The organism is Streptomyces sp. Isolate_45, from assembly GCF_024721315.2.
Lineage (GTDB): Bacteria > Actinomycetota > Actinomycetes > Streptomycetales > Streptomycetaceae > Streptomyces.
Map to the genome: position 1 here is coordinate 11,801 of NZ_JANFAK020000074.1, position 21,968 is coordinate 33,768.

14 protein-coding genes are annotated in these 21,968 nt (G+C 71.9%); 5 read left to right on the forward strand and 9 right to left on the reverse strand.

The window, feature by feature from the left end; all coding sequences use genetic code 11:
• Positions 1–100: 100 nt before the first annotated feature.
• From pyk to pta, 3 genes are all read right to left on the reverse strand, one after another.
• Positions 101–1,531 carry a pyruvate kinase gene (gene pyk / locus NOD94_RS22975; protein ID WP_281207944.1) on the reverse strand — a complete coding sequence of 477 codons (1,431 nt, stop codon included), beginning with the start codon at positions 1,529–1,531 and terminating at the stop codon, positions 101–103.
• A gap of 62 nt (positions 1,532–1,593) precedes the next feature.
• A complete protein-coding gene (locus NOD94_RS22980; protein ID WP_281207945.1) occupies positions 1,594–2,808 on the reverse strand; it encodes an acetate kinase in 1,215 nt (404 codons plus the stop codon).
• A gap of 65 nt (positions 2,809–2,873) precedes the next feature.
• The gene (gene pta, locus NOD94_RS22985) at positions 2,874–4,988 is read right to left on the reverse strand and encodes a phosphate acetyltransferase (protein ID WP_281207946.1); all 2,115 of its coding nucleotides are present in this window, start codon (positions 4,986–4,988) and stop codon (positions 2,874–2,876) included.
• A 310-nt stretch (positions 4,989–5,298) separates the two neighbouring features.
• Between pta and NOD94_RS22990 the strand changes: the two genes are divergently transcribed.
• On the forward strand, positions 5,299–6,324 hold the full coding sequence (locus NOD94_RS22990; protein WP_281207947.1) for an ATP-dependent 6-phosphofructokinase: 1,026 nt from the start codon (positions 5,299–5,301) through the stop codon (positions 6,322–6,324).
• Positions 6,325–6,445: 121 nt separating this feature from the next.
• Here the strand turns inward: NOD94_RS22990 and NOD94_RS22995 are convergent, their stop codons facing one another.
• The 5 genes from NOD94_RS22995 to NOD94_RS23015 all read right to left on the reverse strand — a co-directional run bounded on the left by NOD94_RS22995 (position 6,446) and on the right by NOD94_RS23015 (position 15,042).
• Positions 6,446–7,132: a helix-turn-helix domain-containing protein gene (locus NOD94_RS22995; protein ID WP_281207948.1), complete on the reverse strand. Its 687-nt coding sequence runs from the start codon at positions 7,130–7,132 to the stop codon at positions 6,446–6,448.
• Between the two features lie 329 nt (positions 7,133–7,461).
• Positions 7,462–9,744 carry a 1,4-alpha-glucan branching enzyme gene (gene glgB / locus NOD94_RS23000; protein ID WP_281207949.1) on the reverse strand — a complete coding sequence of 761 codons (2,283 nt, stop codon included), beginning with the start codon at positions 9,742–9,744 and terminating at the stop codon, positions 7,462–7,464.
• Positions 9,741–11,189, reverse strand: coding sequence for a phosphotransferase (locus NOD94_RS23005; RefSeq protein WP_281207950.1), 1,449 nt, complete (start codon positions 11,187–11,189; stop codon positions 9,741–9,743). The genes glgB and NOD94_RS23005 overlap by 4 nt, the downstream gene beginning before the upstream one ends.
• Before the next feature lie 155 nt (positions 11,190–11,344).
• A complete protein-coding gene (gene treS, locus NOD94_RS23010) occupies positions 11,345–13,051 on the reverse strand; it encodes a maltose alpha-D-glucosyltransferase (RefSeq protein ID WP_281207951.1) in 1,707 nt (568 codons plus the stop codon).
• Positions 13,048–15,042, reverse strand: a complete 1,995-nt coding sequence (locus NOD94_RS23015) for an alpha-1,4-glucan--maltose-1-phosphate maltosyltransferase (protein WP_281207952.1) — start codon at positions 15,040–15,042, stop codon at positions 13,048–13,050. Before NOD94_RS23015 ends, treS begins: the two co-directional genes overlap by 4 nt.
• Before the next feature lie 422 nt (positions 15,043–15,464).
• Between NOD94_RS23015 and NOD94_RS23020 the strand changes: the two genes are divergently transcribed.
• The 4 genes from NOD94_RS23020 to NOD94_RS23035 all read left to right on the forward strand — a co-directional run bounded on the left by NOD94_RS23020 (position 15,465) and on the right by NOD94_RS23035 (position 20,366).
• On the forward strand, positions 15,465–16,001 hold the full coding sequence (locus tag NOD94_RS23020) for a GNAT family N-acetyltransferase (RefSeq protein WP_319192656.1): 537 nt from the start codon (positions 15,465–15,467) through the stop codon (positions 15,999–16,001).
• A gap of 44 nt (positions 16,002–16,045) precedes the next feature.
• Entirely contained in the window at positions 16,046–16,912 is an 867-nt protein-coding gene (locus tag NOD94_RS23025; protein ID WP_281207954.1) for a hypothetical protein, read from the forward strand.
• Between the two features lie 134 nt (positions 16,913–17,046).
• Positions 17,047–19,683, forward strand: a complete 2,637-nt coding sequence (gene glgP / locus NOD94_RS23030; RefSeq protein ID WP_281207955.1) for an alpha-glucan family phosphorylase — start codon at positions 17,047–17,049, stop codon at positions 19,681–19,683.
• Between the two features lie 224 nt (positions 19,684–19,907).
• A complete protein-coding gene (locus NOD94_RS23035) occupies positions 19,908–20,366 on the forward strand; it encodes a hypothetical protein (RefSeq protein ID WP_281207956.1) in 459 nt (152 codons plus the stop codon).
• A gap of 85 nt (positions 20,367–20,451) precedes the next feature.
• Here the strand turns inward: NOD94_RS23035 and NOD94_RS23040 are convergent, their stop codons facing one another.
• The gene (locus NOD94_RS23040; protein ID WP_281207958.1) at positions 20,452–21,903 is read right to left on the reverse strand and encodes a nitronate monooxygenase; all 1,452 of its coding nucleotides are present in this window, start codon (positions 21,901–21,903) and stop codon (positions 20,452–20,454) included.
• Between the last annotated feature and the right edge of the window lie 65 nt (positions 21,904–21,968).

Here is a 21,968-nt window from a genome sequence, read left to right on the forward strand (position 1 = left end):
GACGGCACGGCACGCGCACCGAGGGCGGCACCCCGATGATCCGGGGTGCCGCCCTCGGTCTCTGTGCGGCAGAGTCTTCTCGGCGGTGGGACGGGCGAGGTCAGTCGCGGGTGGAGCCACCGACGTGGTGGACGCGCACCATGTTGGTGGTGCCCGGGACGCCGGGGGGCGAGCCGGCCGTGATGACCATGGTGTCGCCCTCGTTGTAGCGGGCCAGCTTGTGCAGCTCGCCGTCCACGAGGTCGACCATCGCGTCCGTGTTGTCCACGTGCGGGACGACGTAGGACTCGACGCCCCAGCTCAGCGTGAGCTGGTTGCGGGTGTTGACGTCCGTGGTGAACGCCAGGATCGGCTGGGTCGCGCGGTAGCGCGAGAGCCGGCGGGCCGTGTCCCCGGACTGGGTGAAGGCGATGAGCGCCTTGCCGTCGAGGAAGTCCGCGATCTCGCAGGCCGCGCGGGCGACGGAGCCGCCCTGGGTACGGGGCTTCTTGCCCGGGACCAGCGGCTGGAGGCCCTTGGACAGGAGCTCCTCCTCGGCCGCCGTGACGATCTTCGACATCGTCTTGACGGTCTCGATCGGGTAGGCGCCGACCGAGGACTCGGCGGACAGCATGACCGCGTCCGCGCCGTCGAGGATCGCGTTGGCGACGTCGGACGCCTCGGCGCGCGTCGGACGCGAGTTGGTGATCATCGACTCCATCATCTGGGTCGCGACGATCACCGGCTTGGCGTTGCGGCGGCACATCTCGATGAGCCGCTTCTGGACCATCGGGACCTTTTCGAGCGGGTACTCGACGGCGAGGTCACCGCGGGCCACCATGACCGCGTCGAAGGCCGCTACCACGGCCTCCATGTTCTCGACGGCCTGCGGCTTCTCCACCTTGGCGATGACGGGGACCCGACGGCCCTCCTCGTCCATGACCTTGTGGACGTCCTTGACGTCGTTGGCGTCCCGGACGAAGGACAGGGCGACCATGTCGCAGCCCATCCGCAGGGCGAACCGCAGGTCGTCGACGTCCTTCTCCGACAGGGCGGGGACGTTCACGGCGGCACCCGGCAGGTTGATGCCCTTGTGGTCCGAGATGACACCGCCCTCGATGACGATGGTCTTGACCCGGGGGCCCTCGACGCCGGTCACGCGGAGCTCGACGTTGCCGTCGTTGATCAGGACCTGGTCACCCTTGGACACGTCGCCCGGGAGACCCTTGTAGGTGGTGCCGCAGATGGACTTGTCACCGGGGACGTCCTCGATGGTGATGGTGAACTCGTCACCGCGCACCAGCTCGACGGGACCCTCGGCGAAGGTTTCGAGACGGATCTTCGGACCCTGGAGGTCGGCGAGGACGCCGACCGCACGGCCGGTGTCCTCGGAGACCTTCCGGACGCGGTCGTACCGCTCCTGGTGTTCTGCCTGGGATCCGTGGCTGAAGTTGAATCGGGCCACGTTCATACCTGCCTCGATGAGCGCTTTCAGCTGCTCATACGAGTCGACGGCGGGGCCCAGCGTGCAGACGATTTTGGAACGGCGCATGAAGCGGATCCTATCCGTTTGTTTCGTAGCGGAATATTCCGTCTGGTGGAAAGTCCAAGTGACTAGCGGGTAACCAGCGCGTGCACCTGGGTGGCGATCTCCAGTTCCTCATCGGTGGGGACCACCGCCACCGCCACCCTGGCGTACTCCGCCGACACCAGTCGGGGCTCGGAGGACCTCGCCGCATTGGCCTCCAGGTCCAGCGCCAGGCCGAGCTCCTCCAGCCCCTGCACCGCTGCTGCCCGGATGTGCGACGCGTTCTCGCCGACGCCCGCGGTGAACACCACCGCGTCCACCCGGCCCAGTACCGCCGTGTAGGCGCCGATGTACTTCTTCAGCCGGTGCACGTACGCGTCCAGGGCCAGCCGGGCGGCGGTGTCGCCCCCGTCGGCCCGCCGCTGCACCTCGCGCATGTCGTTGTCGCCGCACAGACCCAGCAGACCGCTCTTCTTGTTGAGCAGCGAGTCGATCTCGTCGATGGACAGCCCGCCCACCCGCGCCAGGTGGAAGATCACCGCCGGGTCCAGGTCGCCCGAACGGGTCCCCATGACCAGGCCCTCCAGCGGGGTCAGCCCCATGGACGTCTCCACGCACACCCCGCCCCGCACGGCCGAGGCGGACGCGCCGTTGCCCAGGTGCAGCACGATCACGTTCACGTCCTCCACCGGCTTGCCCAGGAGCGCGGCGGTCGCCCGGGAGACGTAGGCGTGGGAGGTGCCGTGGAAGCCGTACCGCCGGATGGCGTACTTGTCGGCCGTGGCCGCGTCGATCGCGTACCGCGCCACGTGCTCCGGCATCGTCGAGTGGAACGCGGTGTCGAACACCGCGACCTGCGGGAGGTCCGGACGCAGCGCGCGCGCCACCTCGATGCCCGTGACGTTCGCCGGGTTGTGCAGCGGGGCCAGCGGGATCAGGTGGCGGATCTCCGCCAGCACCTCGTCGTCGATGACCGTCGGCTCGGTGAAGCGGGTCCCGCCGTGCACCACCCGGTGGCCCACGGCGGCCAGCTCGGGGGAGTCCAGCCCCATGCCGTCGGCGGCCAGTTCCGCCGCGACCGCCTTCAGCGCGGCCCCGTGGTCGGCGATCGGGCCGAGCCGCTCGCGCTTGCCGCCCGCGGCGCCGGGTCCGGTCAGCGGCTCGTGGGTGAGCCGCGAGGTGTCCTCGCCGATGCGCTCCACCAGGCCGGCGGCCAGCCGGGACCGGTCCGCCATGTCGAGGAGCTGGTACTTCACCGACGAGGAGCCGGAGTTGAGGACGAGTACGCGCGATGCGGTCACGATGAGGGTCTTTCCTTGTCGCGGTCGGTGGGGGGATGCGGGCGGGGCCGGCCGGGCGCCGCCCGTCAGGCGGCGGGGGTGCCCGGTGAGGGAGCGTCCTGGGGCCGCGTTCCCTGGTTCTGCGCCTGGATCGCGGTGATCGCCACGGTGGTGACGATGTCCTGCACCAGCGCGCCGCGCGACAGGTCGTTGACCGGTTTGCGCAGACCCTGGAGCACCGGGCCGACGGCGACGGCGCCGGCCGAACGCTGCACGGCCTTGTAGGTGTTGTTGCCCGTGTTGAGGTCGGGGAAGATCAGCACGGTCGCCCGGCCGGCCACCTCGGACCCCGGCAGCTTGGTCGCGGCGACCGAGGGCTCGACGGCGGCGTCGTACTGGATCGGCCCCTCGATCAACAGGTCGGGCCGCTGCGAGCGGACGATCTCGGTGGCCTTGCGGACCTTGTCCACGTCCGCCCCGGAACCCGAGGTGCCGGTGGAGTACGAGAGCATCGCGATCCGCGGCTCGACGCCGAACGCGGCGGCGGTGGCGGAGGCCTGCACGGCGATGTCCGCGAGCTGCTCGGCGTCGGGGTCCGGATTGACCGCGCAGTCACCGTAGACGAGGACCTTGTCGGCCAGGCACATGAAGAAGACCGAGGAGACGATCGCCGCGTCGGGCTTGGTCTTGATGATCTCGAAGGCGGGGCGGATGGTGGCCGCGGTGGAGTGCACCGAGCCGGAGACCATGCCGTCGGCCAGCCCCTCCTGGACCATCAGGGTGCCGAAGTAATTGACGTCGGTGACCACGTCGTTGGCCAGCTCGACGGTCATCCCCTTGTGGGCGCGGGCCTTCGCGTAGTACTCGGCGAAGCGTTCCCGCAGGGGTGAGGTCGCCGGGTCGATCAGCTGCGCGCCCGAGATGTCGATGCCCAGGTCGGCCGCCTTCTTCAGGATGGCCGGCTCCTCGCCCAGCAGGGTCAGGTCGCAGACACCGCGCCGCAGCACCACGTCCGCGGCACGCAGCACCCGCTCCTCGGTGCCCTCGGGCAGCACCACGCGACGCCGCTCGGAGCGGGCCCGCTCCAGCAGCTCGTGCTCGAACATCATCGGGGTGACGCGCTCCGAGCGGGCCACCGACAGCAGGCCGCGCAGCTCGGTGGTGTCGACGTGCCGCTCGAAGAGGCCGAGCGCGGTCTCCAGCTTGCGCGGCGTCGCCGAGTTCAGGCGGCTCTGGAGGGAGAACAGCTCGGCGGCGGTCGGGAAGCTGTTGCCGGCCACCGAGACGACGGGGGTGCCGGGCGCCAGCTTCGAGGCCAGCGTCAGGATGTCCTGGCCCGGGCGCTCGTTGAGCGTCAGCAGCACGCCGGCGATCGGCGGGGTCCCGGAGGTGTGCGCGGCGAGCGCGCCGATGACCAGGTCCGAGCGGTCCCCGGGGGTGACGACGAGGCAGCCGGGGGTCAGGGCGTTCAGGAAGTTCGGCAGCATCGCACCACCGAAGACGAAGTCGACGGCGTCGCGCGCCAGCCCCGCCTCGTCGCCCAGGAGCACCTCGCCGCCGAGCGCGCGGGTGATCTGCGCGACGGTCGGGGCGGACAGGGACTTGTCGTCCGGCAGCACGTAGCAGGGGACGGGGAGCCGGGCCGCCAGCCGTTCGGCTATGACGTCCCGGTCCTCGGGGGCCACCCGGTTCACGACCATCGCCACGACGTGGCAGCCCAGGCTCTCGTAGGCGCGGTACGCGTTGCGGGTCTCGGCGCGGACGGCCTCGGCCGGGTGCTTGGTGCCGCCCACGACGGGGACGACGACCGCGCCGAGCTCGTTGGCGAGGCGGGCGTTCAGCGCCAGCTCGTCGGGGAGGTTGGTGTCGGCGTAGTCGGTGCCGAGGACCAGCATGACCTCGTAGTCGCGGGCCACCCGGTGGAAGCGGTCGACCAGCCGGGAGACCAGCTCGTCGGTACCCTTCTCGGCCAGGATGGCGGAGGCCTCGTGGTACTCCATGCCGTAGGCGGTGGCCGCGTCCTGCTCGATCCGGTAGCGGGCCTTGAGCAGGTCGAAGAGCCGGTCCGGGGCGTCGTGGAGCAGGGGGCGGTACACGCCCACCCGGCCCGTCTGCCGGGTCAGGAGCTCCATGATCCCCAGCTCGACGACCTGACGGCCGTCACCCCGCTCGATACCGGTCACGTACACGCTGCGCGTCACGCGTGCTCTCCGTCCGTGGTCTGTGATGGTCGTGGCGCCCCACCGTGCGGCGGGCCGATCCGTGCGTCGGTCATCCCGAATGGGCTGGGATTGACCTCTTGACAATACCTCCGCCAATGGATAGGGCGCCCGCCGGAACAAAGGCCCTGGAGGAGGGTCGAAAGGCCCGGTGGGCGGAGTGGCGCGAAGAGCGCGTCCCCCCGGGCACGTGGAACAATCGGACAGGCGCCATCAATACGCCCTTCATATGTACGGCCGTCCGCCCGCACGCGTACGGCCGGGTACGACCAGGAGCAGGAGACACAGGACGATGCGTATCGGAGTTCTCACCGCAGGCGGCGACTGCCCGGGCCTGAACGCTGTCATCCGGTCGGTCGTACACCGCGCCGTCGTCGGCCACGGGGACGAGGTCATCGGCTTCGAGGACGGCTTCAAGGGCCTGCTCGACGGCCACTACCGTCCCCTCGACATCAACGCCGTCAGCGGCATCCTGGCCCGCGGCGGCACGATCCTCGGCTCGGCCCGCATGGAGCGGGCCCGCCTCCACGAAGCCGCCGAGAACGCGGCCGAGTTGGCCAGGCGGTACGAGATCGACGCGCTGATCCCGATCGGCGGCGAGGGCACCCTGACCGCCGCCCGCATGCTGTCCGACGCCGGGATGCCCGTCGTCGGCGTACCGAAGACCATCGACAACGACATCTCCTCCACGGACCGCACCTTCGGTTTCGACACCGCCGTCATGGTGGCCACCGAAGCCATCGACCGGTTGAAGACCACCGCCGAATCGCACCAGCGCGTGATGGTCGTCGAGGTCATGGGCCGGCACGCCGGCTGGATCGCCCTGGAGTCCGGCATGGCCGGCGGCGCCCACGGAATCTGCCTGCCGGAGCGCCCCTTCGAGGTGGACGCCCTGGTCAAGATGGTGGAGGAACGCTTCGCCCGGGGCAAGAAGTTCGCGGTCGTCTGCGTGGCGGAGGGCGCGCACCCGGCCGAGGGCTCCATGCCGTACGAGAAGGGCGCCATCGACCAGTACGGTCACGAGCGCTTCGCCGGCATCGGCAACCGCCTCGCCGTCGAGCTGGAACACCGGCTCGGCAAGGAGGCCCGTCCGGTCATCCTCGGCCACGTCCAGCGCGGCGGCACCCCCACCGCCTACGACCGCGTCCTCGCGACCCGCTTCGGCTGGCACGCGGTGGAGGCCGTACACCGCGGCGAGTTCGGCAACATGACCGCGCTGCGCGGCACCGACATCGTGATGGCCCCGCTGGCCCACGCCGTCACCGAGCTGAAGACCGTCCCCGAGGAGCGGATGTACGAGGCCGAGTCGGTCTTCTGACCGGCCCGCCCGGCCGGGACCTCCGGCCCCTCCTCACCCGCCGAACGACCCCGGTGCGGCTCCCCCGCGGAGCGGCCGGGGTCGTTCGGCGTTCCGGTCCGCGGGGCGGCGGTGTGTCCCGTCACGCACCGCCGACCAGCGCCCAGAACCGGTCGGTGATCTCCGCGAGGAACTCCCGGCCCGAGTTGCCCGCTCCGGCGCCCTCGGCGCCGCCCCAGCTCAGGGTGGACACCATCCGGGCCTGGTAGTCGCCGTGCAGGAGCTCCAGCGCCCGTTCCAGGTTGGCCTTGGGCACCGGCAGTAGTTTGGCGAGCGGTTTCACGTACGCCTGCCAGCGGGTGGTCACCGCGCTGCGGAGCAGGTCGGCGAGCTCGTCGTGCTTGCCGGTCGCCGTGATGAACTGGGCCAGCGTCAGGCCGAGCACCGAGGCCAGGGCGGCGGACTGCCGCTCGTTGCCCTTCCAGCGCCCGGTGTCCTCCATCTTCTGGTAGGCGTTCGCGTCGAGGCCGACCCGCCGGGCCAGGTCGTCGGGGTCGAAGCCGCGGGCGACACGGTGTTCCCGCAGGGTGACCGGCTCGGCGAGCAGTTCCGCCGGGGAACACCAGAGCACGCCGGCGAGGGCCGTGAGCTCGGTCGAGCTCGGCGACAGTTCGCCGCGCTCCCAGGCCATCACGGTCTCGGGCGCGACGAGCAGTCCGTACTGGGCCCGCAGGCCATAGGCGACATGACCGGGAGCCATGCCCAGGGCCGCGCGCAGACGACGCGCGGCGGGGGCATTGAAAGGTGGGCTGGAGTGCACAGGGCACACGGTAGAAGTGGCCAAGGCTTGGCGACTACCAACCGTTCAAACAAGCTCATAACTCGTAGGAAAGTCCTATTGAGATAAGGGCTTTGGCCGGGTTTCCCTGCGACTGTCCGGTAACCGGATCAGTCGAAGATCCATTTATAGCGTACGGATTTAGCCACTCCATTTCAGGTGTCCGGCGATACCCGCGAAGTGATCCCCGTCACAGCCCCTGAACCCGCCGCCCGCCCCGTACGTGATCCATATCGGGGGCCCTCGCATACGGGGGTGGCGAGGGCCCCCGTCGTGATCGACGCGGACAGTGACCCGGGACCGTCAGGCGGTGCGGGGGATCACGGCTTGAGCCAGATCGTCGCCATCGGCGGGAGCGTCAGCCGCAGGCTCGCCGCGCGCCCCTGGGTCGGCACCGGCTCCGGCCGCAACGGCGCGGCGTGGTGGACGTCGCTCCCGCCGTAGGCCTCCCGGTCGGTGTTGAGGACCTCCCGCCACGCGGGCACCTCCTCCGGCACCCCGATCCGGTACGCGTGCCGGACCACCGGGGAGAAGTTCGACACGCACAGCAGCTGCGAACCGTCCTGCGCGAACCGCAGGAACGCCAGCACGTTGTCCTCGGCGGCGTCCCCCGCCACCCAGGCGAAGCCCTCCGGCACGGTGTCCCGCTCCCACAGCGCGGGCGTCGCCCCGTACGTACCGTTCAGGTCCCGGACGAGGTCGCGCACGCCCCGGTGGTCACCGGCCGCCGAGTAGGAGGAGTCCAGCAGCCACCAGTCCGGCCCGTGCGACTCCGACCACTCCGAACCCTGCGCGAACTCCTGTCCCATGAAGAGGAGTTGCTTGCCCGGGTGGGCCCACATGAACCCGAGGTACGCCCGGTGCGTGGCCCGCTGCTGCCACCAGTCGCCCGGGATCTTGGACACCAGCGCCCGCTTGCCGTGCACCACCTCGTCGTGCGAGATCGGCAGCACGTAGTTCTCGCTGAACGCGTACACCATCCCGAACGTCATGTCGTTGTGGTGGTACTTGCGGTGCACCGGCTCCTTCGACACGTACCGCAGGGTGTCGTGCATCCAACCCATGTTCCACTTCAGACCGAAGCCGAGCCCGCCCGAGTCCGTCGGCCGGGTCACCCCGTCCCAGGCCGTGGACTCCTCCGCGACCGTCACCACGCCCGGGCAGCGCCGGTAGACCGTCGCGTTCATCTCCTGGAGGAAGGCCACCGCGTCCAGGTTCTCCCGGCCGCCGTGCTCGTTCGGCGACCACTCGCCGTCCTCGCGCGAGTAGTCCAGGTACAGCATCGAGGCCACCGCGTCCACGCGCAGGCCGTCCACGTGGAACTCCTGGCACCAGTACACGGCGTTGGCGACGAGGAAGTTGCGGACCTCCTTGCGGCCGTAGTCGAACTCCAGCGTGCCCCAGTCCGGGTGCGCGGCCCGGCGCGGGTCACCGTGCTCGTACAGCGGCCGGCCGTCGAACTCGGCCAACGCCCACTCGTCGCGCGGGAAGTGCGCCGGCACCCAGTCCACGATCACCCCGATGCCCGCCCGGTGCAGCGAGTCCACCAGGAACCGGAAGTCGTCCGGGGTGCCCATCCGCGAGGTCGGCGCGTAGAAGCCGGTGACCTGGTAGCCCCAGGAGCCGCCGAAGGGGTGCTCGGCGACCGGCATCAGCTCCACGTGCGTGAAGCCCAGCTCCTTGACGTACGCGGGCAACTGCTCGGCGAGCTGCCGGTAGCCGAGCCCCGGCCGCCAGGAGGCCAGGTGCAGCTCGTACACCGAGAACGGCGCCTGGTGCGGGGGGCGCGCCCCGCGCGTCAGCATCCAGTCGGCGTCCTGCCACTCGTACCGGGAGGTCGTCACCACCGACGCGGTCGCCGGGGGGACCTCCGCGTACCGGGCCATCGGGTCGGCGCGCAGGGTGTGGCTGCCGTCCGGGCGCGTGATGTCGTACTTGTAGAGGGTTCCCTCGCCCACCCCCGGCAGGAACAGCTCCCACACCCCGGTCGAACCGAGCGAGCGCATCGGGAAGGCGCCCGGGTCCCAGTACGAGAAGTCACCCGTGACCCGGACGCCCTGGGCGTTCGGCGCCCACACGGTGAACCGGGTGCCCGTCACGCCCTGGTGTTCCATGGGCTCCGAGCCGAGCGCGGTCCACAGCTCCTCGTGCCGGCCCTCGCCGATCAGGTGCAGGTCCAGTTCACCGAGGGCGGGCAGGAAGCGGTACGGGTCGTGGAGCTCCACCTCGTCGCCGTCGTACGTCACCAGCAGCCGGTAGTCCGGCACGCCGGTCAGCGGCAGCAGCCCCGAGAACAGCCCGTCCCCGTCGTCGAAGAGCTCGGCCCGCAGCCCCTTCGCCACGATCGTGACGGCCTTCGCGTACGGACGCAGCACCCGGAAGGCCACCCCGCCGCGCTGGGCGCGCGCGCCCAGCACCCCGTGCGGGTCGTGGTGGCGGCCCTCCAGGAGCCGGGCGCGTTCCTCGGCGGCGAGCCCGGGCGCGGGCCGGACGCCGCCGTGCTGCGGGTCGGCCCGCCGGGCCCGCGGGGTACGGGGCTTCTTCCCGGCCTCGGGGGCGGTTTCGTCGCGGACGGTCGGTGACGGCTGTCGTGCGGCGCTCACGCGAGCGGCCTCCTCGGGGGCTTCGGGTGCGGATGGGGGGAGACGGAACCGGGGGCGGGCGGGGTCGGCGGCACGCGGTGGGCGGGCCGCTGCGGTTCCGACAGGCGGCGGATCGCCGCCATGGGGACGTGCAGCCAGTCGGGGCGGTGCCGGGACTCGTAGCGGGCCTCGTACACCGCCTTGTCGGTCTCGTACGCGCGCAGCAGGACGGGGTCCTCGCGCGGATCGCGGCCGGTGGTGCGGGCGTAGCCCTCGCAGAACGCGGCCCGGCAGGCGTCCGCCCAGGCGGGGGCGAACGGCCGGTGCGAGCGGGCGGCGTAGTCGAAGGAACGCAGTATCCCGGCGATGTCGCGCACGGCCGGTTCGGGTCGGCGCCGGTCGGCCAACGACCGGGCCGGTTCGCCCTCGAAGTCGATCAGCGCCCAGGTGCCGTCGGCGGTGCGCAGGGTCTGGCCCAGGTGCAGGTCGCCGTGGATGCGCTGGGCGGGGACACCGGCGCCCCGGGAGGCGGCCAGCGCGTCGAAGGCACCGCGCAGGCCCGCCTCGTAGGGCTGGAGCGCGGGGACCTCGCGCGCCGTGGCGGCGAGCCGGGCGGTCATCCCGGCGGCGAGCCGGGCGGTCTGCTCGGGCCCGAGCGCGATGGTGGGCAGGGCGGAGGCGAGGGCGCTGTGCACCTCGGCGGTGGCCCGGCCCAGCGCGTGCGCCTCCGCGGTGAAGTCGGCGCCGGCGCCCAGCCGGCGCAGGGCCAGCTGCCAGCCGTCGTCGGAGCCGCGCAGGTACGGCTGGAGCACGCCCAGGGTCAACGGTTCCGCCCCGGGCAGCTCGGCCTCGTACCAGGCGACGGGCGCGGGCACCCGGGAGCAGCCGGCGGCGGCCAGCGCTCTGGGCAGCTCCAGGTCCGGGTTGACTCCCGGCCCGACCCGGCGGAACACCTTGAGGATGAACGAATCTCCGTAGATGAGGGAGGAGTTGGTCTGCTCCCCCGAGAGCGGCCGGGGCTGCAGCCCGGCCGGGACCGGGGCCTGCGGGTCCCGGTCGAAGCGGAGCGGGCCGAGGGTGCCGGGGGAGCGCAGGCGCTCCAACAGCATCGCGGCGAGCCGGGGATCGCCCAGCGCCTCGTACACCGCCCTGCCCGCGTACGGGCCGTCCTCGGCGGTCCCGATCAGGGCGGGCGCCAGGGCGGGCGGGAGCGGGGACGGGCGGATGCCCAGCAGCAGCTGGTAGCAGTCCCCGTCCACGTCGAGGAGCAGGTGGAGCAGGCCGGGAACGGATCCCGGCGGCAGCAGTTCGGCCGCCGAAACGGCCCTCAACCTGCTGATGGTGCGGCCCTTGCCCGCGAACCAGCGCTGTGCGGGCAACCAGGCCCTCAGCATCGGTTCCAGCGGGCCGATCCCGGCGGCCCGGTCGGCCGTCAGCCGGCTCCGGGCGGATGCAGCCTCCGACATGGCGTCGCGTCCTTTCCCCGGGCCGTCACAGAATGCGCAGAGTGTCCCGGATGTGCGGCAGTTGCTTCTCCGGTATGTGCGAGTGTCGGGTCAGGATGATCCGTACAGGGGCGGGCGATTGACCCAAAGGAGTGCCCGCCCCCCTGCTCGGTCCGTCAGTCGGCGCGCTGGTCGCTCCGCAGGCGGAACCAGTAGAAGCCGTGGCCCGCCAGGGTCAGCAGGTACGGCCACTCACCGATCGGCGGGAAGCGCACGTCACCCGTGAGCTCCACCGGGACCCGCCCGTTGAACGACCGGAGATCCAACTCGGTGGGCTGCGCGAAGCGCGAGAAGTTGTGCACGCACAGCACCAGGTCGTCCCCGAACTCGCGGAGGAACGCGAGGACCGCCGGGTTGGACGACGGCAGTTCCGTGTACGAGCCGAGTCCGAAGGCGGGGTTCGCCTTGCGGATCTCGATCAGCCGCCGGGTCCAGTGCAACAGCGACGAGGGTGAGGCCATGGCCGCCTCGACGTTGGTGACCTGGTACCCGTAGACCGGGTCCATGATGACCGGCAGGTTCAGCCTGCCCGGATCGCACGAGGAGAAACCGGCGTTGCGGTCCGGGGTCCACTGCATCGGGGTGCGGACGCCGTCGCGGTCGCCGAGCCAGATGTTGTCGCCCATGCCGATCTCGTCGCCGTAGTAGAGGATCGGCGAGCCGGGCAGGGACAGCAGCAGGGCGGTGAACAGCTCGATCTGGTTGCGGTCGTTGTCCAGGAGCGGGGCGAGCCGGCGCCGGATGCCGATGTTGGCCCGCATCCGCGGGTCCTTGGCGTACTCGGCGTACATGTAGTCGCGTTCTTCGTCCGTGACCATTTCGAGGGTCAGCTCGTCGTGGTTGCGAAGGAAGATGCCCCACTGGCAGCGGTCCGGGATCGCCGGGGTCTTCGCCAGGATCTCCGAGACGGGGTAGCGGGACTCTCTTCGCACGGCCATGAAGATGCGCGGCATGACGGGGAAGTGGAACGCCATGTGGCACTCGTCCCCGCCCTTCGCGTAGTCACCGAAGTAGTCGACGACGTCCTCGGGCCACTGGTTGGCCTCGGCGAGCAGCACGGTGTCCGGGTAGTGCGCGTCGATCTCCGCCCGGACCCGCTTGAGGAGGGTGTGGGTGCGCGGGAGGTTCTCGCAGTTGGTGCCCTCCTCGGCGTACAGGTAGGGCACGGCGTCGAGGCGGAAGCCGTCGATGCCGAGGTCCAGCCAGAAGCGCAGGGCGGACACGATCTCCTCGACGACGGCCGGGTTCTCGTAGTTGAGGTCCGGCTGGTGCGAGAAGAAGCGGTGCCAGTAGTACTGCTTGCGTACGGGGTCGTACGTCCAGTTCGAGCTCTCGGTGTCGACGAAGATGATGCGGGCGTCCTGGTACTGCTTGTCGTTGTCGGCCCACATGTAGTAGTCGCCGTAGGGCCCGTCCGGGTCCTTGCGCGACTGCTGGAACCACTCGTGCTGATCGCTCGTGTGGTTCATGACGAAGTCGATGATCACCCGCATGCCGCGGGTGTGCGCGGCGTCCACGAACTCCACGAAGTCGGCGAGGTCGCCGAACTCGGGCAGCACGGACGTGTAGTCGGAGACGTCGTAGCCCCCGTCGCGCAGGGGCGAGGCGAAGAACGGCGGCAGCCACAGGCAGTCGACGCCGAGCCACTGGAGGTAGTCCAGCTTGGCGGTGAGCCCCTTGAGGTCACCCACGCCGTCGCCGTTGCTGTCGTGGAAGGAGCGGACGAGGACCTCGTAGAAGACCGCCCGCTTGAACCAGTCGGGGTCGCGGTCCTTGGCGGGGGTGTCCTCGAAGGTGTCGTGGACGGGATCGTTGATCATCATGTGGTGGGTGACCCTCCGGTGGGCGGGGACGGTCGCAGAGCGGCCAGTACGTGCGCGGGCGTGCGGCCCGGCTCCAGGCGTACGTAGTTCGCCCTGCCCCAGTGATAGGTATCGCCGGTGAGCTCGTCGCGCACCGCGAGGGACCCGTGCCAGTCGAGGCCGAGTACCGGCATGTCCAACGAGACCGTCGCCTCCTGGGTGTGGTGCGGATCGAGGTTGACGACCACCAGTACGGAATTGGCGCCCGCGTGCTTCGAATAGGCGATCACCTGTTCGTTGTCGGTCGAGTGGAAGTGGATGTCCCGCAACTGCTGGAGGGCGGGATTGAGCCGGCGCACCCGGTTGAGGGTGGTGATGAGCGGGGCGATGGTGCGGCCCTCGCGCTCGGCGGCGGCCCAGTCGCGTGGCCGGAACTCGTACTTCTCGGAGTCCAGGTACTCCTCGCTGCCCTCCTTGGCCGGGGCGTTCTCGCACAGCTCGTAGCCCGCGTAGACCCCCCAGGTGGGGGAGAGGGTGGCGGCGAGGACCGCGCGGACCTCGAAGGCGGGACGGCCGCCGTGCTGGAGGTACTCGTGCAGGATGTCGGGCGTGTTGACGAAGAAGTTCGGCCGCATGACCGAGGCCGAACGGTCGTCCGCCAGTTCGCTCACGTACTCGGTCAGCTCGGCCTTCGTGTTGCGCCAGGTGAAGTACGTATACGACTGCTGGAACCCGACGGCCGCCAGGGCCCGCATCATCGCCGGCCGGGTGAAGGCCTCGGCGAGGAAGATCACGTCCGGGTCGGACTTGTTGATGTCCGCGATCACCTTCTGCCAGAAGACCACCGGCTTGGTGTGCGGGTTGTCGACGCGGAAGATCCGGACGCCGTGGTCCATCCAGTACCGCAGGATCCGGCAGGTCTCCTCGACGATGCCGGCCATGTCGGTGTCGAAGTGGACCGGGTAGATGTCCTGGTACTTCTTCGGCGGGTTCTCGGCGTACGCGATCGTGCCGTCGGCCCGGTGCCGGAACCAGTCGGGGTGCTTCTCCACCCACGGGTGGTCGGGGGAGCACTGGAGCGCGAAGTCGAGCGCGATCTCCAGGTGCAGCTCGCGGGCCCGGGCAACGAAGGCGTCGAAGTCCTCGATGGTGCCGAGCTCGGGGTGGACCGCGTCGTGGCCGCCCTCGGTGGAGCCGATGGCCCACGGCACGCCGGGGTCCCAACTACCGGCGGACAGAGTGTTGTTGGGGCCCTTGCGGTAGGTGGAGCCGATGGGGTGGATGGGCGGCAGGTACACCACGTCGAAGCCCATGTCCGCGATCGCGGGCAGCCTCTCGGCGGCGGTTCGGAAGGTACCGCTGACCGGGGCCGAGCCCGGCTCCAGCACCGCTCCCTCGGAACGGGGGAACATCTCGTACCAGGAACCGAAGAGGGCGCGCTTGCGTTCGACCAACAGCGGGAGCGGTTTCGCGGCGCTGACCAGCTCCCGGTACGGACGCCTGGCGAGCGCGGCGTCCACCTCGGGCGCGAGCGCGGCCGTGTACCGCTCGGCGACGGGCCGGTCCTCGTCGCGCATGATCGCGGCGGCGCCCAGCACCGCCGCGCGCCCGTCCCGCTTGGGAATCTTGGCGCCGGCCCGCTCGTAGAGCTCCGCGCCCTCCAGCAGTACGAGACCGGTGTCGATGTCCGCCGGGATCTTGATCGCGGCATGCGACCGCCAGGTGGCGACGGGATCGCTCCACGCCTCGACGGTGTACGTCCACCTCCCCTCGGCATCGGCGGAGATCCGGGCCCCCCACCGGTCGGTGCCGGGGGCGAGCTCGCGCAGGGGGACGGGCGGGCGCAGGCGCCCGCTCGGATCCCGCAGCACGACGTGGGCGGCCACGGCGTCGTGGCCCTCGCGGAACACGGTGGCGGAGATCTCGAAGACTTCGTCCGCGACCGCCTTGGCGGGTCTGGCGCCGCAGTCGACGGCAGGGCGGACGTCCAGCACGGGAATGCGACCGATCATGATGGGATCACCTGGGGGCATTTCGCAGGGCTCGGTGACAACAGGCCAGCCGGAATCACGGCTGGTAGTGCACGCTCTGTTCGCTCTGTTTCTAGCCGCTCGGAAGACGGCTGGGCTGCGGGCATGGCCGCTCCTGTCCGCGTTCACTCGGGTGGCGGGGAAAGGGGGTGGGCGGGTGCGCCGTGCGTGTACCGCGCGTACCCGCAGAGCCCTGCCCCACGCACAGCCCGTCCAATCCGCGCCGTTGGTTAACTACTCGTACGTAGTGGCACGTGGCGCACAAAGGACCGGATCGCCGGGTCCCGATGCCCCGTCAATTAGGTGAGGAACAAGCGATGTACAGCGAAACGGCCGTCGTCCCACCCGCCCCTTCCGCCCCTGGAATACCTTCGGCGAGGGGGTGGGGAGGGGCGCCGCAACCGGTGTTCGCGCTGCCGTGCGGCATGGTCCTGCGACCCTGGCGGGAGACGGACGCGCAGGTGCTGGCCTCCTCGTACGAGGATCCGGACATCCGGCACTGGAACCGGCCCGAGCCGATGACGCCGGCCCGCGCCGTCGAAAGGATCGAGCGGTGGGCCCGGCGGTGGGACGGGGGTGAGGGAGCCGCCTGGGCGGTGGCGCACCCCGACGGCGACGGCGGTCCGGGCGCGGCGGTGGGCCTCATCGGTTTGGCCGACATCGATCCGTTCGGCGCGAGTGCGGAATTCCTCTACTGGCTGCTGCCGGCGGGCCGCGGCCGGGGCGCCGTGGCGCAGGCCGTGGCGGCCGTATCCCGATGGGCGTTCGAAGAGTGTGATCTGCACCGGCTGCGCATCTGTCACTCCGTGGCGAACCCGGCTTCCTGCGCCGTCGCGCTCAAGGCCGGCTTCCCGCTGGAGGGCACCATGCGCGGCGCCCTCCTCCACGCCGACGGTTGGCACGACGAACACCTCCACGCCCGACTCGCCACCGACGCCTGACCGACCCGTGCCCGCCGCGGGCCGCAGGCGGGACAATGCCTGGCATGGGTTCGATGGAGCAGCAGGAATATCCCCTCGTACGGCGCCTGCACGCGCTCGACCCCCGGCTGCGCGAGGCCGCCGCGCGGGACGCGGCCGCCACCCTGTGGGGGCCCGAGGCGGAACGGGTCCTGGCGGCCGCGCTGGTGACGGCCGCCCGCGAGGAACGCGACCCCGGCGCGCTGGAGGCGCAGCTGGCCGCCCTGCCCTCCGTGGAGACCGGCCTGGACGACACCGACCTGGGCCGACTCGCCGTCATGCCGTCGCCGCCCCCGGTGCTGGCCCGGCTGCTCGCCCGGGCCGGCCGGCTCCAGGTGGCCGGCCCCGTGGAGCCCGTCGGCGCCGGCACCCGGGCCGTGGTGCGCTGCCTGCGCGGCATACCGCGCACCGGTCTGAGCCTGCGCACCCCGCTCGGGGCCTGGGTGGTGCTGGAGCGCATCGAGTCCTACGGCCGGGCCACCGACCGACTGGACACCGGTGCCTCGGCGCGAGTGCTGCTGTCCGGCCCCGGCGCGCGGGCCCTGGGGGAGTGGGACCGGCTCGAAGCCGACCCCCGGGCCCGGGAGTACGTACGCCTGCTGCGGGCACCCGACCCACGGGTCCGGGAACTGGCCGCCGCCGGTGCCGCGGACTGGCCCGACTCCTGGGATCCGGAGACGGGCACCCTGCTGTGCGCCGCCCTGGCCCGCGCCGCCGCGCACGAGCCGGACGCGTCCGCGCTGGAGACCGAGCTGGGCGCCCTGCTCCAACTCGCCCGCTTCCTGTCGCCGCCGGCCCGCGCCGCCCTGCGCGCACGGGACCGCGCCACCCTGCCCCCGACCCTCCACCCCTGCCTGGACGCGCTCCTGACGTCCGACGACCCGGCGCACTGACCGCGCCGCGGCCCGCGGCCCGAGGGGCGGGATGGTCCGGGGCGGGGTTCGCCGCTAGCCTTCCGGGGGCGATGCGCGGGTGCACAGCGTGGTGCGGCCGCTCCGATCCGTAATCCCCTGCGAAGGTGGAACACGTGAAGGCTATCCGTCGATTCACCGTGCGCCCCGTCCTCCCCGAACCCCTCGTTCCGCTCGCCGAACTCGCGCGCAACCTGCGCTGGTCATGGCATACGGAAACCCGCGAACTCTTCCAATCCGTCGACCCCGAAGGCTGGCAGGCCGCCGGTGGTGATCCCGTCCGGCTGCTCGGCGCCGTGCCCGCGGCCCGGCTCGCGGAACTCGCCGCCGACCGGCGGTTCCTGCGCCGCCTCGCCGTCGCCGTCGCCGACCTCGATGACTACCTCCACGGCGGGAGGTGGTACCAGAGCCAGGAGAACGCGGCCGACCTGCCCGCCGGGATCGCCTACTTCTCCCCCGAGTTCGGGATCACCGCCGCCCTCCCCCAGTACTCCGGCGGGCTCGGCATCCTCGCCGGCGACCACCTCAAGGCCGCCAGCGACCTCGGCGTCCCCCTCATCGGCGTCGGACTCCTCTACCGCCACGGGTACTTCCGCCAGTCCCTGTCCCGTGACGGCTGGCAGCAGGAGCACTACCCGGTCCTCGATCCCAACGAACTGCCCGTCTCGCTGCTCCGCGAGGAGGACGGCGCCCCCGCCCGGGTCTCGCTCACCCTGCCCGGCGGCCGCTCCCTGCACGCCCACGTCTGGCAGGCCCGCGTCGGCCGGGTCCCGCTGCTGCTCCTCGACTCCGACGTCGAGGACAACGACGCCGTCGCCCGCGAGGTGACCGACCGCCTCTACGGCGGCGGCAGCGACCACCGGTTGCTCCAGGAGATGCTGCTGGGGATCGGCGGCGTGCGCGCGGTGCGCACGTACTGCCGGATCACCGGGCACCCGGACCCCGAGGTGTTCCACACCAACGAGGGACACGCCGGCTTCCTCGGGCTCGAACGCATAAGGGAACTGGAAGGGGAGCGCGGCCTCGGCTTCGACGCCGCCGTCGAAGCCGTCCGCGCCGGGACGGTGTTCACCACCCACACCCCCGTCCCGGCCGGCATCGACCGCTTCGAGCGGGGCCTGGTCGCCCGGCACTTCGGCGAGGCCGCCGAACTGGCCGGCGTACCCGTCGACCGGATCCTGGAACTCGGCGCGGAGTCGTACCCGGGCGGCGATCCCGGGGTGTTCAACATGGCCGTCATGGGCCTGCGCCTCGCCCAGCGGGCCAACGGCGTCTCCACCCTCCACGGGGCGGTCAGCCGGGGCATGTTCGCCGGGCTCTGGCCGGGCTTCGACCCCGTCGACGTACCCATCGCGTCCGTGACCAACGGGGTGCACGCCCCCACCTGGGTCGCCCCGGAGGTCATGCGGCTCGGCGCCCGCCAGATCGGGTCCGGGCGCACCGAGGACGCCCTCGCCGTCGGCGGCTCCGCCCGCTGGGACGCCGTCTCGCAGATCGCCGACCAGGACGTGTGGGACGTGCGCCGGGTGCTGCGCGAACAACTGGTCCAGGAGGTACGGGACCGGCTGCGCGCCTCCTGGAAGCAGCGCGGGGCCGCGGACGCGGAACTGGGCTGGGTGGACTCCGTCCTCGACCCGGACGTGCTGACCATCGGCTTCGCCCGGCGCGTGCCGTCGTACAAGCGGCTCACGCTGATGCTGCGCGACCCCGAGCGGCTGCGCCGGTTGCTGCTGGACCCGGACCGGCCCGTGCAGATCGTCGTCGCGGGCAAGGCGCACCCGGCCGACGACGGCGGGAAGCGGCTCGTCCAGGAGCTGGTGCGGTTCTCGGACGACCCGCGGGTGCGCCACCGCATCGTCTTCCTGCCGGACTACGGCATGGCCATGGCGCAGAAGCTCTACCCGGGCTGTGACGTCTGGCTGAACAACCCCCTGCGTCCGCTGGAGGCCTGCGGGACCAGCGGGATGAAGGCCGCGCTCAACGGCTGCCTCAACCTCTCCGTCCTGGACGGATGGTGGGACGAGTGGTTCGAGCCCGACTTCGGCTGGGCCATCCCCACCGCCGACGGCCTCGGCACGGACGAGGAGCGGCGCGACGACCTGGAGGCCGGCGCCCTCTACGAGCTGATCGAGAGCCGGGTCGCCCCCCGGTTCTACGACCGGACCGGGCGTACGGGGCTGCCCGTGCGGTGGATCGAGATGGTCCGGCGCACCCTGGTGTCCCTGGGGCCGAAGGTGCTCGCGGGACGGATGGTCCGTGAGTACGTGGAACGGCTCTACACCCCGGCCGCCCGCTCCCACCGCGCCCTCACCGCCGACGCGGCGCGGGACCTGGCCTGGTGGAAGGGCCGGGTCCGGGCGGCCTGGCCGCGGGTCGCCGTCGAGCACGTGGAGGCCGTCGCGGCGGCGCCCGTCGGGGGCACCGCCGAACTGGGGGCCACCCTCACGCTGCGGGTCCGGGTGGCGCTCGACTCGCTGGCGCCCGAGGACGTGGAGGTGCAGGCCGTCGCGGGCCGGGTCGACGCGCAGGACGTGATCCGGGACGGGCGGAGCTTCCCGCTCAAGCCCGCCGCCGGCCCCGACCTGGAGGGGCGCTGGGTGTACGAGGGCCCGCTCGCCCTCGACCGTACTGGCCCCTTCGGGTACACCGTGCGGGTGCTGCCGTCGCACCCCCTGCTGGCCGCCCCGGCCGAGCTCGGGCTGGTCGCCGCCCCGGTGAACACCGAGGTTCCGGGCGGCGTCGTCCTGCGCTGAGCCCCGGTCCCGCACACCCCGTCCGCCCCGCCCCGCCCCGTCCCGCCACCGCGGGGCGGGGCGGTGGGCCGTACGGACGCGGGTCACTCCGGGGGGCGCCCCGGGAGGGTGAACCATCGAACACGTTGCGTATGAGGAAACGTTTCGGCAAAGGGATTCGCTCCTACGTTGTCTCGCGGATGCCCACCGACAGGCATCCGTGAACCCCGAGAAACGGATCCCCCATGCGTCTTCGCACCACAGCAACCGTGCTGCTCGCCGGCCTCGCGCTCGTGCTGCCCACCGCCGGCCAGTCGATGGCCAACGACCGGCACGACCGCGACTCCCTCGGCGAACTGCACTACCGGTACGCCGATGAGGAGGGCGACGTACACCGCAGGTCGATCGAACCCGCCGACAACGACACCTGCTACCAGCTGCCGGGCACGCGCAACCACCCGGCCTTCAAGGTGGAGAACGACACCGACTCGCTCGCGCTGGTCTTCCGGGACCGCAACTGCGGCGGTGAGCCCCAGGAGGTGCTGGAGCCGGGCGACGAGGCGCGGAACCTGAACGTCCGCTCCGTGTACTTCAAGCCGACCGACGACAACGGCCACCACGGCGGCCGCCACGACAACGACAACGACGACTCCGACCACTACGACGAGGACGACCTCCGGTCGGTCTTCCGCAACATCGGCTGATCGCGGGACCGGTACGCCGAACCGCATGAGGGCCCGGCACCCCCGTGGGTGCCGGGCTCCCGCGCGTCCGCCGTCCCGCCCGGTCCTACGGTCGCGCCCCCGGCTCCAACCACCGCACCACGTCCGCCGCCGTATAAGGGGAGGCGTCGGGGGACAGCCGGGGAAGGAACGACAGGTCCTTGCCGATCGTCACCAGCGGGGGTTCGATCCGCCCGCCCGGCCGCCGCTGCGCGAGGCCGATGGTGGCCAGCAGGCCGTTGCACAGGCACTGCTTGCCCTCGGCGTCCGCCGGATCCCCGCCCTTGCGGACGTACGCGGCCACCGGCTCGGCCGCGCACCAGTACACCAGCCCGCGCGGACCCCGGACGGGGGTGCGCAGGAATCCCAGGTCACAGACCCGGCGCCGGCCGGCGGCCACCTCGGGCTCGGAAACCGTGCCGGGCAGCCGGGCCACCTTGAACGGGAACGCGGTGGGGGAGGCCCCCGGGTCGTTGCGGACCGTCAGGGTCCCGGCGCGGGCGCGGTCGAGGAGCTCCCCGCGCAGCCGACGGGCCATCCCCGACTCCTCGCACAGCGCGAAGGCGCTGCCGATCTGGACACCGGCGGCCCCGGCGGCCCGGGCCGCGGCCACCGCCTCGGGGGAGGCCTGGCCGCCCGCGAGCCAGAAGGGCAGCCCGAGCGCGGCCATCCTGGCGGGATCGGGGTGGTCCCGAGGCCCGTAGAGCGGCTCGCCCGCCGCGTCCAGGGTCATCGGCCCGCGCGGCGGGGCGCTGTGGCCGCCGGCCCGACTGGTCTCGATCACGAAGCCGTCGGGGCGGGTGGCCTCGTCCCGGGCCAGGTAGGCCGCGAGCACCGGCAGCGACACGATGGCCAGGACGTCCGGGCGGCGCAGCGGGCCGGGCAGGTGCCCGGCGAGCAGCGCCCGCGGGTCGAAGAGCTGCTCCAGCGGTTCCTCCTGACCCACGACGGAGACCCGGGTCACGCACGGTTCGCAGCGCGCCAATCGGGTGGCGAGGGCCGGGATCTGACCGGGGACTCCCGCGCCCACGAGCACGTGGTCGACGCCTGCCAGGATCGCGCCGAACATCGCGGGGGCGGTGGCCAGCTGGATCTTCTCCAGGTAGTTGACGCCGACGACACCATCGTGTCCCTCCTTGGCGAGCCAGACCTCGACGAAGTTGCCGAGGACGGTGAGGACCTCCGCCGGGGACCCGCCGGCCGCGCGCAGGCGCGGGGTGGTCCGCATCGGGGTGCGGTCGTCGGGCAGGCCCTCCTCACGGAACCAGCAGTCGAGGGCGACCTGGGCGAGCTCGGGCAGCGGGAAGGCGGCCAGGGCGCGGCGGGCGTGGCCGCCCGGGTCGCCGGTCTGCAGGACGCGGGCCAGTACGACGTCCAGCGCGGTGCCGGACACCACGCCCAACTGACCGGTCACGGACACCGCCCGGGCGAGCCGCCATCCGGAGACGCCGACGCCCATGCCGCCCTGGATCAGCCAGGGGCGCTGCGCGGGAGGAGCGTTCGTGGGGCTCTGGGGCATGGCGCACGTCCTCGGAATCACTCGAACCTACGGTTCCGTAGGTTCGCCGGACTCCACTATCCCCC